Origin of the sequence: Faecalibacter bovis (assembly GCF_017948305.1) — a bacterium.
Classification (GTDB): Bacteria; Bacteroidota; Bacteroidia; order Flavobacteriales; family Weeksellaceae; genus Empedobacter; species Empedobacter bovis.
This window is the reverse complement of the sequence record NZ_CP072842.1, coordinates 1,784,122-1,799,820: the sequence shown is the minus strand read 5'-3', so window position 1 is coordinate 1,799,820 and position 15,699 is coordinate 1,784,122. Positions and strand designations below refer to the sequence as shown.

Sequence of the window (15,699 nt, the reverse complement as noted above, 5' to 3'; positions counted from 1 at the left end):
AATTATCCTATCATATTCTATATATTAAAAAAATCCCATTCAAAATATTGAATGGGATTATTGTTTATAATTAATTATCTTAATTCTTAGTTGTTCTTTTTATTATAAGTTTTCAGAATCATATCAGCGGCTTTTTCGCCAATCATAATGGTAGGTGCGTTAGTGTTACCAGAAGGAACATCTGGCATCACTGAAGCATCAGCTACTCTTAGTCCTTCAATACCATAAACTCTTAATTCCGGATCTACAACTGATTCTTTGTCGATTCCCATTTTACAAGTTCCTGTCATATGATGGTATGTACTTGCAGATTTTCTGATATAATCTAAAACTTCTTCTTTAGATTTATCTTTTCCTGGATAAATTTCTTCTTTCATCCAATCTTTTAAAGCTTCTGTGTAACCTAATTTACGACACAATTCAACAGCTTCGTATAAAGCATCTAAATCTGCTTGTTCTGATAAATATTTAGGATCAATGATTGGATATTCTTTTGGATTACTTGATTTCAGTTTAATGAATCCTTTAGAAACCGGTCTAATCATCCCTGCACAAAACGTAAAAGCATTTTCTGGACCTTCAAAACCTGGAGCATAATATGGTAAAGCCATAAATAAAGGTTGCATATCTGGCACTTTCATTTCTGGACGACTTTTCCAAAATATTTGTGCTTCTAATAAATTCGCTTTTGGAGGAACAATCGTTTGCTTAGCTTCAAAAATTACACTACATAATAAATGATCTTGTAAATTTTTACCAACACCTGGTAAATGATGAATGGTTTCAATCCCTACATTACTTAATTCACTTTGATCTCCAATTCCCGAAAGCATTAATAGCTGAGCTGAACCTATAGTACCTGCAGAAAGTACTATTTCCTCATTTGCACGAGTCTGAATTATTTCACCTTCTTTCTCATACTCTACTCCAACACACTTCTTACCTTCGATAATCAACCTATGAACCGTTGCTTCTGTAATAATCGTTAAATTATCACTATTTAAATAAGGTTTTAAAAACGCTTCAGAAGTAGATGCTCTAACACCATCTTTTGTAACAGACAAATCATTTAAACCAGCTCCCCAAATATTTGTATTAAAATCATCAGTTGTAGGATAACCTAACTCTTTACAACCATTAATAGCTGCAATAGAAATAGGATTTGGTTCTTTAATTTTAGTTACAGCCATTGGACCGTCAGCACCATGAGTTTCAGATTCACCCAATTCATAAGCTTCAGATTTTTTAAAATAAGGCAAAACACTTTCATAATCCCAACCGTAACAACCTTTATACGCCCAGTTATCATAATCCTCTTTCGCTCCACGAATGTAAATCATTCCATTAATTGCACTAGAACCTCCTAACGTTTTTCCACGAGGCCAATATTTAGTAGTATTTCCGGCTGCTTCTTGAGGTACTGTATGATATGCCCAATCTCTTTTTGTATTCCAAATTAATGGCCATTGTGCAGGCGATTGAATTTCTTCAGCTACATCAGAAGGTCCAGCTTCTAGAATTAAAACTTTTAAATTTTTATTTTCAGCTAATCGAGAAGCAACAACTGCACCTCCAGAACCTGCTCCAATAACTATGTAATCGTATGTATTTTTCATTTTTGTGTGGTTTAATTTTAGATAATTATTTTTTATAACTCATTATTTTTGGAACTGTCACAGCTTTTAATCCTTCAATTCCGAATTCAACTCCATATCCAGATTGTTTTACACCTCCAAAAGGTACAAATGGATGTATAGCACCATGTTGATTCATCCAAACAGTTCCTGCTTCTAACTGATCAGCAACTTCTTCCATTAACTTTTGATCATTACCCCAAACAGAAGCTCCTAACCCGATTTCTAAGCTGTTGGCTTTTTCTATAGCTTCTTCTAAAGTTTTATAGGTAATAATTGGTAAAACGGTTCCGAATTGCTCCTCATCTACAATTGCATCACCATTATCAACACCAGTTACAAATGTGATTGGAATATAAAATCCATCATTTGACACTTCCGGATTTGGAACAATAATTTTAGCTTTTGGATTTTTAGCAGTTGCTTCTATCAAAGCATTTACTTTATCAAATTGCATTTGGTTTTGAATTGGACCTAATAAAACATCTTCATTCATCCCATCACCCATTTTAAAATTCTTAGTCAAATTACTCAAGGCTTCAACACAAATATCTAAGTCATCTTCATGCACGTATAAGCGTTTTAAAGCGGCACAAGTTTGTCCCATATTTAAAAAACTACCCCAGAATAAACCTTCGGCAATAGAATTAAAATCTGTTTTTGGTAAAACAATTCCAGCATCGTTTCCACCACATTCTAAAGTTAAACGCGCCATATTATGCTTCGAAGCTTCTATAATTCGTTTTCCTGTAGCGATGGAACCTGTAAACATAATTTTTGAAATACTTGAATGAGCTGTGATATGTGCACCAATTTTACCATCACCAGTTACAACATTAATAACACCTGCAGGTAAAACTTCGTTGATTAAACGATACATTTCTAACGAAGCAATTGTTGTATATTCTGATGGTTTTACTACAACCGTATTTCCCATTTTTATAGATGGTATAATTTGCCAAATAGCAATCATCAAAGGCCAATTCCAAGGAGTAATTGCAGCTACAACACCAATAGGTTTTCTTTGTAAAATATCTTTACGCGTATCATCTTCAAAAATTACCTCATCTTCTAAATTCAACGAAGCAGGAACTTGAGTCCACCCAATACAAGCATCCATTTCAAAATTAGATCCTGGCCCATTTAAAGGTTTTCCTTGTTCCTTTGTAATTAATTCAGCTAAATAAGTTTTATTATTAATTAAGACATCTGCAATCTTCATTAAATAGTTATCACGATCTTCTTGTGCCAATTTTGACCAAGATTTTTGAACAATTTTAGAATTTTCTATCGCTTCCTCTACATCTTCAATAGTTGAAACAAAATACTTACCTATAAGTTCTTTATTTGCTGGATTAAAAACCTCAACCGTTTCCAATGATGTCTTTTCAACACCATTAATTATATAAGAATATTCTTTCATATTGATTTTTTTATTAATTTCATTACCTCAAAAATTAGAATTTATCGTTTAAAAAAATTGATGTATCCTATCATTCTATTGATGTATTCTACAATTTGAACTTTAGTATCTGCCAAATGAAAAAAATCGAACATAAAACAGTGTATAGTATACCCTATGGTGAAATTTGCTTATATGAAACCAATACACCGTTTAAGGGGCTAGATTTTAATTTTGATAATCCGTCAGTATCGATGATGTTGCAAGGAGAAAAAAAAATTAAATGGAATGATGAAAGTTTTGATTTTGGAACCAGAAAAATTTTAATTCCAGAAAAGAAACAAATTCTTACTGTTGATGTTGATTATGCTTCTTTTGATAATCCATTAAAATGTGCAATTCTTACAATTGACGAAAGTTTTGTAAGTTCATTTTACGATGAAATAACTTCTATACAAAATAAGGATTGGATTGATGTAATAGGCGGTGACGAAAATGAAATATTGAATTATTTTGTATCTGAAGAAGGATTACTTATTAATAGCTTTTTTAATCTATTAAATGACAGAACTTCACTGAAAGAAAAAATGCATCAATTGGATTATATTTTTCAACTAAAGATGAAGGAATTAACCTATTTAATTTTACAATCTAAGGCGCGAAAAATTATTTTAAATCAAAAACTTTCTGAAAATAATCCATTGTACGATGTTATAAATTACATCAACAATAATTTTAAATCAAAAATAAAAATTGAAGAACTGGCAAAAATCGCTTGTATGAGCGAGTCTAAATTGTTTGCTAAGTTTAAGGAGAATTTTGGCTGTTCACCCAATCATTTTATCATTCAGAAACGCCTTGAATATGCACATGAGCTATTATCCTCAAATATTCAAAATTTAACAATATCTGAAATTAGTTATATGAGCGGTTTTAATAATGTGGAACATTTTAACCGAAAGTTTAAGGAAGTTTTCAGTCAAACTCCGAGTAAAATTAAGAAGTAGAAAATTATGTTTTTGTTATATAAAAAACCCTCTACATACGGCAGTATGAGAGGGTTTAAACTTTTTTATGTGGTCCCACTTGTACCAGAAGCACATATTTATTATTATTTCTAATTGTATACTTTTGCATAAACAAAACACTGTATAACAGAACTTTTAACAAATAAACTGTATACTTTTATATACAAATATATAATATTATTTACTACATTTAGGGGAGTAATTAGGGGAGTAAAAATATTTCTATGCCATCATTAACTTATAAGGTAAATCTTAAAAAGGAAGTATCATCTATATATGTACGATTTAAGATAAATCAAGAATTAGAAACTGAACGAAAATTTGGAGATTTTAAAATTGAAACTAAATATTGGGATTCATCTAGCAAAAATCTAAAAACTAGAATCAAGAGAGAATATAAATTAATCAATACTAAAATGTATGAGTTTATTCAATTTCTCGACACTCAATATAATAGTGATATTACAACTATCAATTTTAATAAATCAAACTTAAAAGAGTGGTTAATTAAACAAACCAATGCTTTTTTTAATATTGAAGATAAAGCTGAAAAAAATCCACTTAGTAAAATTTATTACTTTGATGAATACATTGAGCATTTTAATCAGAACATAAACAAATATAAAAATGAAAGAGGTAATACATATTCTAGTTCATTCAAATCTTTATTTAAACAAGTTGGTATAAAATTAAATTCATTTCAAAAATTATATAAACGTCTAAAATTAGAAGATGTGAATATAGAATTCCGAAATGAGTTTGTAGATTATTTAAGAGAAGAATTAGACTTTTCAGATAGTACTATTGCAAAATATATTAAAGGAATTAAGTTATTATGCAAATATGCTGAAAATGATAACTTACCTATTTGTAAAGACTATACCAAAAGAGAGTTTAAAAAACCTTCATATGAAACATTTGATATTTATCTAAACGAAAATGAAATACAACAAATTATCAATTTAGATTTATCTACAATTGAAGATTTAGATTATTATAGAGATTGTTTAATTGTTGCTTTACGAGTTGGGTTAAGATATTCTGATTTAGAAAAACTAAATTCCAACAGAATAATTGATTACAAAGATAAAGCTGGAAATATTTTAGGAAAATACATTGTAGTAAAAACAGATAAAACAAATAAAACTGTTAACATACCATTACATTCAGATATCATTAAAATATTAGATAAGTATGATAATAAATTCCCTGTTCCAAATAGTAATCCTCAATTTAATCAATACATAAAGGCGATTTGTAAAAGAGCGAAAATAAACGAAAAATGTAAAGGTAAAATTCGTCAATCCATAATTATTAATGAAGGTAAAAAGAGTGAGTATAAAACAACCAGAAATATTGAAGGATTTTATGAAAAATGGCAATTAGTAAAAGCACATACTACACGAAGAAGTTTTGCTACAAATATGTTTTTAGAAGGTCATCCTGTTTTTGAAATCATGCAAATTACAGGACATCAAACAGAAGAGGTATTTTATAAATACATTAAAATGTCTCCGAATGAAAAAATTGAAAATATTTTCAAAAGATGGAATAAAGAATAACAACTGGTGGGGGTGCACAATAAAAAGTAATTGTCATCCTTATGTACTTATATAGGGTTTTACCTAATTGCATATAAAATAAAATATTAATTTTGTCAATATATCTAAATCATATGAAAAAAATATTTTTACTATTTACAATTTTATTATCCTTTTCTGCATTTGCACAAAACCTAACATTAAGCGAAGTTTTAGCTATTAGAAAAATGGAATTAGGAGATGCAGACGAATTTTTAACAGCTAAGGGATGGAATTTTTTAAGTGCTGAAGAATTTGAAGATTCAAGTGAAGCTATTTATACCTATAAAAAATCTTTATATGAAGATATTGCTGAATCATTTCTACATTATAATTATTCAACGTATAATGATAGAATAACAGTTGGAATCCAAGTAAATTCAAATACTAAATTAAATACCTACGTCAATCAAATTAAAGCTTGGGGAGGAAAATTAGTTAAATCATATATAGAAGATGGAGAAGTGATAAAAATATATCAAGGAAGTACGATGACTTATATAATTTCAACTTCTTCACAAACTAATAATTTCGACGCTCTTCAAACATATCATTTTATAAGTATAATTACAAATGAAGATTTATTAAATTACTAAAAAAATAAAAAAACCACCCTTAGAGGTGGTTTTTTATTTAATAATCTTCTGATTCTTCATAATATCTAAAAGCAGGAACTTTTATAGATAATGGTTGCTTTAGTTGGCACTCTGTATGATCCCCTTCATAACATTCCATATCTCTTCTATAAACTTGCCTATTTGTTAAGTCAATTAAATAATGATAATACAAATGATTACCTGCTGTACCACCAAAAATTTCAGAATGGAAATATAAAAATTTATTATCTATAAACTGAATATTCCCTATTAAACTAGCTGAATTTTGTATATTATGTTTCTGTATTGTTTTATTTCCTTCTCTAATAAGTAATATACATTTTCCCCAAGTTTCATCATCACATTTAAACTCATAGGTATATTTCGAATTTAATTGTCCTTTTGGAAATTTAAGTTTTTTAACTCCTACTCCATTGGATTCTTTCACCTTTAGAGATTCTTCTTTAACTACAGAATCTTTAACTTTGGTTTCTTGCAATGTAGTTTTTGCTACAGCCTTAATGCTATCTAATCGAAGCTGTTTTTCCTTCAACTCCAATTCCTTTTCCTTCAATTGTAACTCCTTTTCTTTCGTGTCATTACAACTGAACAATATCATCACTGATAATAAAAGTCCAAGTTTTTTCATAAATAGTTTTTTAAACTCATTAAATATAAAACATTTAACGCTTACCTCCTATTACATCATTTTAAGAATCCTCAACAATTTATTATATTTACCCTGATAAATTACACACATGTCAGAAGAAGAAAAAAGAATCCTACAAAGTAAGCTTTGGGGAATAGCAGATATATTGAGAGGGAAAATGAATGCGAACCAATTCCAAGATTATATTTTGGGATTTATATTCTACAAATACCTTTCAGATAAATTTTTAAAAGAAGTAAACGACATCTTACAACCTGATGGATTATCGTACGATGATATTGAAGAAGGAACTGAACAAGGCGAAGCAGATTTAGCATTACTAAAAGAACAAATGGTAGAGCAAATTGGTTTCTTTTTACGCCCTTCAGAATTGTTTAGTACCATCGCCAAAAAAGGAAATGCACAGCAAACCAATAATGATGAGGTAGTTGATGTATTTATTTTAGACGAATTAGAGCAAGTTTTAAGAAACATCGAACGCAGTACGTTAGGAACTGAATCGCAAGATGATTTTGATAACTTATTTTATGATATTGATTTGAATTCGCAAAAGATTGGTAAAACACCAAACGACAGAAATCAAACGATATCTAAAATTATGAACGCTTTAGAAAGTATCGACTTCGAGTTAGACAACACTGATGCTGATGTCTTAGGGGATGCGTACGAGTACCTGATTGGTAAGTTTGCAGAAGGTGCGGGTCAAAAAGCGGGAGAATTCTATACGCCACAACAAGTATCTTCAATCTTAGCTAAGATTGTAACGGTAGGCAAAGACCGTTTAAAATCTGTTTACGACCCTACATGTGGTTCGGGTTCTTTGTTGTTGCGTGTTGCCAAACAAGTAGAACACGTAGGTCAGTTCTATGGACAAGAAATGAACAGAACAACGTACAACTTGGCTCGAATGAATATGATTTTACATGGTAAATCGTATTTAGAATTTGACATTAAAAACGAGGATACATTAGAACGCCCACAGCATCGAGATAAACAATTTGAAGCTATTGTTGCAAATCCTCCGTTTTCGGCTAATTGGAGTGCCAATCCAATTTTTATGGATGATGAACGTTTTGCACAATTTGGTGCATTAGCACCAAAAGGGAAAGCAGATTTTGCCTTTGTACAACATATGTATGCACAATTGGCTGATAACGGCACGTTAGCTACTGTTTTACCTCATGGGGTTTTGTTTAGAGGAAGTAGCGAAGAAAAAATCCGTAAACATTTTATCGAAGAACTTAATGCTGTAGATGCTATTATTGGTTTACCAGCCAACATCTTTTTTGGAACTGGGATTGCGACTTGTATTTTGGTACTTAAAAAACACCGAGAGCATAGCGACAACATTTTGTTTATTGATGCAAGTAAAGGGTTTGAAAAGCAAGGAAACCAAAATGTATTATTAGCCGAGCATATTGATAAAATTGTTGAGGTATATAAAAACCGTACTACAGAAGATAAATACAGCTATGTAGCGACTTTAGATGAAGTGCGTACAAACGAATACAATTTGAATATCCCTCGTTATGTAGATACGTTTGAGGAAGAAGAAGTTATTGATATTAATGCAGTAGCAGAAGAAATTAAAGCGATTGATGTGGATTTGGATGTAAACCAAAAAATAATTGCTGATTTCTGTAAACAACTGAACATTAAAACGCCTTTTTAATGATGGAAAATTTACAACCCAAATTAAGATTTCCTGAGTTTAAAGATGAGTGGAAATATAAATATCTTAAAGATATCGGACATATAGTTGGTGGAGGAACTCCAAGTACAACAGTTGATAAATATTGGAATGGAGATATAAATTGGTTTACACCAACAGAAATCAATTCAAAATATGTAACATCTTCTAAAAGAAAGATAACTGAATTAGCTGTTAGTAAGTCTTCAGCTAAAATTTTACCGAAAGGTAGTATCTTATTGACTACAAGAGCCACTATTGGTGAATGCTCGATTTGTTTAGAAGAATCAACAACAAATCAAGGTTTTCAATCTATAGTTGTAAATAGTTTTAATAGCAATGAATTTGTATATTACTTAATTAATACCACTAAAAATGAATTAATTAAAAAATCTTCAGGTTCAACATTTCTCGAAATTAGTAAGAAAAAAATAGAGACAATTGAACAATATTTCCCATCCCTACCCGAGCAAACCAAAATCGCTGATTTTTTAGGTGCTGTGGATAAGCAATTGGAACTTTTAACAACTAAAAAAGAAAAGTTACAACTGTACAAAAAAGGAGTGATGCAAAAGCTATTTTCCCAAGAAATTCGTTTCACAAAAGAAGATGGAACCAATTACCCTGATTGGGAGGAAAAGACTTTGGGGGAGGTAGCTACTTTTTTTAACGGAAGAGCATATAAACAATCTGAATTGCTTGATAATGGTAAATATCCAGTATTAAGGGTTGGAAACTTCTTTTCAAACAATAGTTGGTATTACTCCGATTTAGAACTTGATAATAATAAATACTGCTCAGAAGGAGATTTATTATATGCTTGGTCAGCTTCTTTTGGTCCTAAAATTTGGAAAGGTGATAAAGTTATTTATCATTACCATATTTGGAAGGTTGAAGAAAAAGTTTTAATGAATAAAACATTCTTATACCATTTCTTAAATTTTAATACTGAAATAATTAAGAATAAAAGTGCTAATGGATTAGCTATGATGCATATTACAAAAGGCGCTATTGAAGCGTGGAATATTTTTATACCAAATTTAGATGAACAAATTAAAATCGCTGATTTTTTAACTGCCATCGACAACCAAATAGAAGCCATCAACAACCAAATCACAAAAACCGAAAACTATAAAAAAGGTCTGTTACAACAGATGTTTGTGTAATATTTTAACACTACTATGACAACCCAATCTGAACAAGCTTTAGAAAACAAATTAATCCACCAATTAACGGAAAATGGATACGAGCAAGTATGCATTAAAGATGAGGTAGATTTAATTCAAAATCTAAAAGTACAATTAGAGAAATTCAACCAAACACATTATACAGACCAAGAGTTTAAGCAAATACTTAATCATTTATCCAAACCCTTAAATCCTTTCGATAAAGCAAAGGTATTAAGAGATAAATTTTCGTTTAAAAACGATGCCAACGAAACGGTTTACGTATCATTTATCAACAGCGAAAATTGGTGCGATAACGTGTATCAAGTAACCAATCAGATTACAGTAGAAGGCGAATACAAAACTCGTTTTGATGTTACGTTATTAATCAACGGTTTGCCATTGGTACAAATCGAACTGAAGAAACGTGGGTTAGAATTAAGAGAAGCTTTTAACCAAGTGCATCGTTACAATTTGCACAGTTACGGAAGTGGTTACGGATTGTTTCAATACATCCAACTATTCATCATCAGTAACGGAGCCAATACCAAATATTACACCTACAGCAAAGAGCCAAAATTCGAGTTTACATTTTATTGGACAGACGAGAAGAACAAGCGTATTTCTGATTTAGAAGATTTTGCACACATATTTTTAGACAAATGTCACGTTTCTAAAATGATAACACGCTATATGGTGTTACACGAAGGAAACAAGCAAATTATGGTTTTAAGACCATATCAATATTATGCCGTAGAAAACATTGTAGAAAAGGTTAAAACCTCTACAAACAACGGTTATATATGGCATACTACAGGTTCAGGAAAAACCTTAACATCATTTAAAGCAAGTCAAATTTTATCACGCATTCCAAAAGTAGATAAAGTTGTTTTTTGTGTGGACAGAAGCGATTTGGATTATCAAACCCAACGAGAATTTAATGAGTTTAGTCCTGGTTCTGTCGATTCTACAGAGAATACAAAAACCTTAGTTAAACATTTTAACGATAACAACACCAAACTTATCGTTACAACCATACAAAAACTGAATACAGCCATCTCAAAAGAACATCATAAGAAATTGATGGATGAATTGGCTGAAAAGCGTATTGTTTTCATTTTTGATGAATGCCACCGTAGTCAGTTCGGAGATACCCATAAACGAATTGTAAAGTTTTTTAGAAACCATCAATTATTTGGTTTTACTGGTACTCCAATTTTTGCAGAAAATGCTTCTACCAAAAAAGGTGTGAAGTTATTAACCAAAGATTTGTTTGGAGAACGATTACACGAATATGTAATTACTGACGCTATTAGCGATGGAAATGTATTGCCCTTTTCTATCGAATACGTTGGTCGATACACCTACAAAGATACTTCGAAAAACAATCTTGATATTGAGGTAGAAGACATCGACACGACAGAATTATTAGAAAGTGATGTACGCATAGAAAAGATTGCTAATTATATCATAGCTAATCATTCGCATAAAACAAAGAATAAGCTGTTTACAGCGATGTTTTGCATTAGTAATACCAAAACCTTAATCAAGTATTTTGACACGTTCAGAAGGCTTGAAAACGAAGGCAAACACAATTTAAAGATTGCTACGATTTTCAGTTATACAGCAAACGAAAATCCAACAGAAGACGAATCAGGACAAATCCCTGAAGAAGCTTTAGAATATAGCAATGCAAAGATTGATATTCATACACGCCAAGTCTTAGATACTTACATTGAGGAATACAACAAAGAATTTGGAACGAATTATTCAACCAAAGACAGTCAATCCTTCAACGATTATTATAAAAACGTTGCAAAACGTGTAAGAGATAAAGAGATTGATGTATTGTTTGTTGTGAATATGTTTTTAACTGGGTTTGATTCGCCATCGTTAAATACATTATACGTGGATAAGAAACTGAAATATCATGGTTTGATTCAAGCTTTTTCACGTACCAACCGTTTAAAAGGCGATAAAAAATCGCATGGACAAATTGTATCTTTTAGAAACCTGAAAACAGCGACAGATGATGCGATTGCTTTATTCTCGAACAAAGAAGCTAAGGAAGTAATTATAGTACCACCGTTAGAAGATTTTGTAGAACAGTTTAACGAAGGTGTAAAGAACCTTTTAGCGATTACGCCAACAGTTAGCAGTGTAGATGATTTGTATTCGGAAGATGAGAAATTACGCTTTGTAAAAGTCTTCAGAGATTTGTTGCGTTTAAAGAACCGAATGGAAGGTTTTAGCGACTTCAGTTTTGATGATTTAATGATGAATGAACAAACGTTTATGAATTATGTATCCAAGTATCAAGACCTAAAGCAAAACGCTTTAAAACAAAATAAAGATTCGATTTTAAACGAGGTTGATTTTCAGTTAGAACTTTTGCATAAAGATGAGGTAAATGTTAATTACATTTTACGCCTTTTAGCTAACTTAGAAGAAGATACAGAGATAGACCCACAGCATAAAGATAAACGACAAAATGAAATTTTATCAATGGTTGAAGCTGACCCATTGCTTAGAACAAAACGAGAATTAATAGAACGATTTATTTCTGAACAATTAACCATCATCAATAAGGGTGCTGATATTACAGATTTGTATCAAAATTTTGTTGAGGTCGAGAAGAAAAAGGAATTTAAAGAATTGGTGCAAACAGAAAATTTAGACGAAAACAAGTTTGAAGAAACGTTAGAAACGTATATGTTTTCAGGTAGATTTCCAACAAATACCGAATTAGTAAATACTTTACAAGATAAACCATCCTTCAGAGAACGTAGAACCATTGGAGAACGTTTAACGGAACGTGTGACAAATTTTGTAGATAGATATTTGAGGTAAAAATATATAAATTAATAACAAACTATAAATCAAAACTTATGAAGAAAATTTTATTTCTAATCTTATTTTGTGTATCATGTGTTTATACTAATGCACAGACATCTATCACTTATAGTGATTTAAAGAAAATGGTTGATGGTTCTCAAAGCGAAGCAGTACGACTATTTAAAGAGAAAGGGCTAACATATCGTATAAGTAATGAAAAAGGTGTGATTTATGCCGATCAAAACTATAACTATAGCTTAATTAAGGGTAATTATGGGTTTGTAAAATATACTTTATATGGTGAAAAATATGAGTATAAGTCAAATGAAATACTAAAAACTATATTAAAACTTGGTTATAAAGAAATAAATTCGGGTAATAAAGATGGTTTGGGCTTTTGTACTACTTACTCGTCAACCAATTACTATATTAGATTTTGCGATGACAGAATAAAATATAATGATTTGAGTAGTCAACCACTTTATGAAGTTCATATGGAAAGTAAATTTTAAGTATGAAAAACTTTTTATATCTTTTTTTTTACTCTTTACTATTATTTGGTTGTGGTGGAGGTAGTAATACAACACGTGATTACAATTACGAGTTTACAGGCGATAGTTCTGATGTATTAGACGGTGAATATTGTGCAGAAATTGAGTATTACAATCCAGACACAGGAACTAATAGTACCTATACCCTACCCATTGAAGTAAGTGATGGGTACTTGACAAGAATCAAATGGAGTAATGGAGGTTGGTTAGATAATTCCCATTTTACAGAACCTGAATTTGATGGAGATACAACTTCATTTACAGATGACAGAGGAAATGATTATACCGTTACCATTATCAGTGATGGAAGTTGTGGATATACATCATACATTACTCCTGAAGAAGATGACAGAAGAGCCATAGAAGAACAACAAAGAAAAGAACAAGAAGAAACTTGTCCTATTTGCTATGGTAGTAAATCAAGTTACGAAGAAATTTGTTATTTCTGTGAACGTAAACAAGAAAGAGAGCAACAGGAAATTGAAGACCATACATGCCCACGTTGTGGAGGTCGTAAATTTTCATCATTTGAAGATTATTGCGATGATTGTGAGAGGGATTTAAAAGAAGAAAATGAGTGGTAAAAATTAAGTATTTAAAAATATATAATATACCTTATAAGTTATAATTTTATTAACGTCTAATCTCTTAAAAATGCAACGTAAATATTTCATAAGAGAAAATGGTAAAAATATTGGATACACATTTTCAGAATTAAAGAATAAAAAATTAAACAAAAGCACTAAAATCTGGATTGAAGGTTCAGACAAATGGATTCGTCTAGATATGATTCCTGAACTAAATGAAATTAGTGAAACAATTAATGAGAATGAGAATAAGAATTATATTTATATAATCATAGTTATAATTCTAAGTATAATTTTGGCAATATTTTTCTCTGTAAAAAATTTTACTAAAGAAAATAATTCTATTAACAACAATGTTAGCGAAAAAGAAAATAATATTGATTCTACTATTGTTGAATCTCCTGATATGTTTTTAGATTCAACTGCAAGAATTGAAGATACTGCATTTTTTGACAACAATTATTATTCTCCAATACATATGAATAATTATGTTTATGTTCTATTAAAAACAAAACTTAAAAAATATTCTGGAGAAGAATATTACACAAACGTTAGTGAAATTCAAGAGTTTAACAACCCTTCTAAAGATGAATTAAATCTTTTTAAGGATAGGGTTATTAGTCATTATTTAAATTCAATTGATGCTAAAGTTTATAAAGGTGAAATTTTAGAAGCTGAATTATTCTCCTTCAATAATTATAGTGAAGCTAGTAATAATCGTAATAAATTTCTAATTAAAAATGATAATTATACCGATTATACAGAAAATACATCCTATCAACCAGGTTTTTATTATGTAATAGCTTCAGCAAATTACCCAGTCTATTTTCACAATACACCAAACTTTAATGATAGAAGAAATGCAAGATTCACAACTATTGAAAAAATATACGTTGAAAAATTTTCTGGAAATTTTGCATATGTAGAATTCACTAACTCTGAAAATAAAACGTCTAAAGGATGGATTGAAATTGAATATTTAGATCTTATAAAATAAACTAACTATGACCCCTGAACAAAAAGAAGCTCGTATTAAAGAACTGCAAGATGAGTTAGCAAGAAGAAAAGCTAAACTTGAAAAAGTTCATGAAAAGTATGACAATATGTATTTAAAATTTGTCGAAGAGGGAAAACTTACAAGAGAGCAAGCAATTCGAGAAATGGAGAAATACAATCGTACAGATTCTAATGCATATAGAGCTTTAATACAAGGTATTGAAGATGTTGTTTTAGAAGAGCAGAAAGTAAATGAACTTTTAATAGTGGAAAATCTTATTCAAGAAGATGCTGAATATTTAAAAAATGTGTTTAACATTGATGTAAACAACATTGTTAAACCAACAGAGGAAGATTTTAATAGAAGATTAGAACTTTCAAGTAAAAGCTCTTTAAATAAAGCTGAAAAAGAGGAGTATGACAAATTAGGAGATAAAATTTTAGCATTTAATGTAGCGAGAGGAACAATGGTTAAAGATGGGATTTCTTTAATGGACCTTATTTATAAAAAAAATGAACTATTAAAAAATCATAAATCCCTAGAAAAATTCCTAGATAAAAAAGAGGACACTATTAAAACTATAGAAGAAAACAAAAACATTTTAGCTGAAGAAAAGATAACACCAAAAATTAATATTACTGATAAAATTAATTTATCAAATAATATATCAACATCTCAAAAACACAAAAATGAGGATGAGAATGCCTTTGCTTTAATAGTAACATTTAATTCCATTTTTATGATAACAGCTTTAATTACCCATATATGGACTGTAATAATTGCATTTACTCAAGCTGGTATAATCGGAGGTGTTCTGACTTTTATTTTACCTTTTTTATCTGAAATATATTGGATGATAAAAATGTTTGGAGTTAATGACACTTATGCATATATAGCATTAGCACATATCATTTTAGCAATACCTCTTAGTCTATTATCTAAATCTTAAATTAAACTATAAAA

Annotated in this window: 13 protein-coding genes; 10 read left to right on the top strand and 3 right to left on the bottom strand. The window is 30.1% G+C overall.

The genetic code is table 11. The features are described 5' to 3' along the window. Nucleotides 1–86: 86 nt before the first annotated feature. Nucleotides 87–1,616, bottom strand: a complete 1,530-nt coding sequence (locus tag J9309_RS08650) for a GMC family oxidoreductase (protein ID WP_230475489.1) — start codon at nucleotides 1,614–1,616, stop codon at nucleotides 87–89. 25 nt (nucleotides 1,617–1,641) lie between these two features. Continuing rightward, a complete protein-coding gene (locus tag J9309_RS08645) occupies nucleotides 1,642–3,057 on the bottom strand; it encodes an aldehyde dehydrogenase family protein (protein WP_230475488.1) in 1,416 nt (471 codons plus the stop codon). A 116-nt stretch (nucleotides 3,058–3,173) separates the two neighbouring features. Between J9309_RS08645 and J9309_RS08640 the strand changes: the two genes are divergently transcribed. The 3 genes from J9309_RS08640 (at nucleotide 3,174) to J9309_RS08630 (ending at nucleotide 6,240) form a co-directional block, all read left to right on the top strand. Next, nucleotides 3,174–4,043, top strand: a complete 870-nt coding sequence (locus tag J9309_RS08640) for a helix-turn-helix domain-containing protein (protein WP_230475487.1) — start codon at nucleotides 3,174–3,176, stop codon at nucleotides 4,041–4,043. Between the two features lie 245 nt (nucleotides 4,044–4,288). Continuing rightward, nucleotides 4,289–5,626, top strand: coding sequence for a tyrosine-type recombinase/integrase (locus J9309_RS08635; RefSeq protein ID WP_230475486.1), 1,338 nt, complete (start codon nucleotides 4,289–4,291; stop codon nucleotides 5,624–5,626). A 113-nt stretch (nucleotides 5,627–5,739) separates the two neighbouring features. Then, nucleotides 5,740–6,240, top strand: coding sequence for a hypothetical protein (locus J9309_RS08630; protein WP_230475485.1), 501 nt, complete (start codon nucleotides 5,740–5,742; stop codon nucleotides 6,238–6,240). Between the two features lie 37 nt (nucleotides 6,241–6,277). On the opposite strand, the gene J9309_RS08625 is transcribed toward J9309_RS08630, so the two are convergent. Then, entirely contained in the window at nucleotides 6,278–6,889 is a 612-nt protein-coding gene (locus tag J9309_RS08625; RefSeq protein WP_230475484.1) for a hypothetical protein, read from the bottom strand. A gap of 109 nt (nucleotides 6,890–6,998) precedes the next feature. On the opposite strand from J9309_RS08625, the gene J9309_RS08620 reads away from it, so the two are divergent. From J9309_RS08620 to J9309_RS08590, 7 genes are all read left to right on the top strand, one after another. Next, nucleotides 6,999–8,582: a type I restriction-modification system subunit M gene (locus tag J9309_RS08620; RefSeq protein WP_230475483.1), complete on the top strand. Its 1,584-nt coding sequence runs from the start codon at nucleotides 6,999–7,001 to the stop codon at nucleotides 8,580–8,582. A 2-nt stretch (nucleotides 8,583–8,584) separates the two neighbouring features. Further along, a complete protein-coding gene (locus J9309_RS08615) occupies nucleotides 8,585–9,766 on the top strand; it encodes a restriction endonuclease subunit S (protein ID WP_230475482.1) in 1,182 nt (393 codons plus the stop codon). A 15-nt stretch (nucleotides 9,767–9,781) separates the two neighbouring features. Beyond that, a complete protein-coding gene (locus J9309_RS08610; RefSeq protein ID WP_230475481.1) occupies nucleotides 9,782–12,616 on the top strand; it encodes a type I restriction endonuclease subunit R in 2,835 nt (944 codons plus the stop codon). Nucleotides 12,617–12,654: 38 nt separating this feature from the next. Next, the gene (locus J9309_RS08605; protein WP_230475480.1) at nucleotides 12,655–13,113 is read left to right on the top strand and encodes a hypothetical protein; all 459 of its coding nucleotides are present in this window, start codon (nucleotides 12,655–12,657) and stop codon (nucleotides 13,111–13,113) included. Between the two features lie 2 nt (nucleotides 13,114–13,115). Next, nucleotides 13,116–13,736, top strand: coding sequence for a hypothetical protein (locus J9309_RS08600; RefSeq protein ID WP_230475479.1), 621 nt, complete (start codon nucleotides 13,116–13,118; stop codon nucleotides 13,734–13,736). A gap of 70 nt (nucleotides 13,737–13,806) precedes the next feature. Then, nucleotides 13,807–14,736, top strand: coding sequence for a DUF4339 domain-containing protein (locus J9309_RS08595; protein ID WP_230475478.1), 930 nt, complete (start codon nucleotides 13,807–13,809; stop codon nucleotides 14,734–14,736). A 7-nt stretch (nucleotides 14,737–14,743) separates the two neighbouring features. Then, nucleotides 14,744–15,685 carry a Yip1 family protein gene (locus J9309_RS08590; protein WP_230475477.1) on the top strand — a complete coding sequence of 314 codons (942 nt, stop codon included), beginning with the start codon at nucleotides 14,744–14,746 and terminating at the stop codon, nucleotides 15,683–15,685. Nucleotides 15,686–15,699 lie beyond the last annotated feature (14 nt).

Excerpts from the sequence above, each read along its gene's own strand:
- J9309_RS08650 (WP_230475489.1), bottom strand. The coding sequence starts at position 1,616 with ATGAAAAATACATACGATTACATAGTTATTGGAGCAGGTTCTGGAGGT.
- J9309_RS08645 (WP_230475488.1), bottom strand. The coding sequence starts at position 3,057 with ATGAAAGAATATTCTTATATAATTAATGGTGTTGAAAAGACATCATTG.
- J9309_RS08640 (WP_230475487.1), top strand. The coding sequence starts at position 3,174 with ATGAAAAAAATCGAACATAAAACAGTGTATAGTATACCCTATGGTGAA.
- J9309_RS08635 (WP_230475486.1), top strand. The coding sequence starts at position 4,289 with ATGCCATCATTAACTTATAAGGTAAATCTTAAAAAGGAAGTATCATCT.
- J9309_RS08630 (WP_230475485.1), top strand. The coding sequence starts at position 5,740 with ATGAAAAAAATATTTTTACTATTTACAATTTTATTATCCTTTTCTGCA.
- J9309_RS08625 (WP_230475484.1), bottom strand. The coding sequence starts at position 6,889 with ATGAAAAAACTTGGACTTTTATTATCAGTGATGATATTGTTCAGTTGT.
- J9309_RS08620 (WP_230475483.1), top strand. The coding sequence starts at position 6,999 with ATGTCAGAAGAAGAAAAAAGAATCCTACAAAGTAAGCTTTGGGGAATA.
- J9309_RS08615 (WP_230475482.1), top strand. The coding sequence starts at position 8,585 with ATGGAAAATTTACAACCCAAATTAAGATTTCCTGAGTTTAAAGATGAG.
- J9309_RS08610 (WP_230475481.1), top strand. The coding sequence starts at position 9,782 with ATGACAACCCAATCTGAACAAGCTTTAGAAAACAAATTAATCCACCAA.
- J9309_RS08605 (WP_230475480.1), top strand. The coding sequence starts at position 12,655 with ATGAAGAAAATTTTATTTCTAATCTTATTTTGTGTATCATGTGTTTAT.
- J9309_RS08600 (WP_230475479.1), top strand. The coding sequence starts at position 13,116 with ATGAAAAACTTTTTATATCTTTTTTTTTACTCTTTACTATTATTTGGT.
- J9309_RS08595 (WP_230475478.1), top strand. The coding sequence starts at position 13,807 with ATGCAACGTAAATATTTCATAAGAGAAAATGGTAAAAATATTGGATAC.
- J9309_RS08590 (WP_230475477.1), top strand. The coding sequence starts at position 14,744 with ATGACCCCTGAACAAAAAGAAGCTCGTATTAAAGAACTGCAAGATGAG.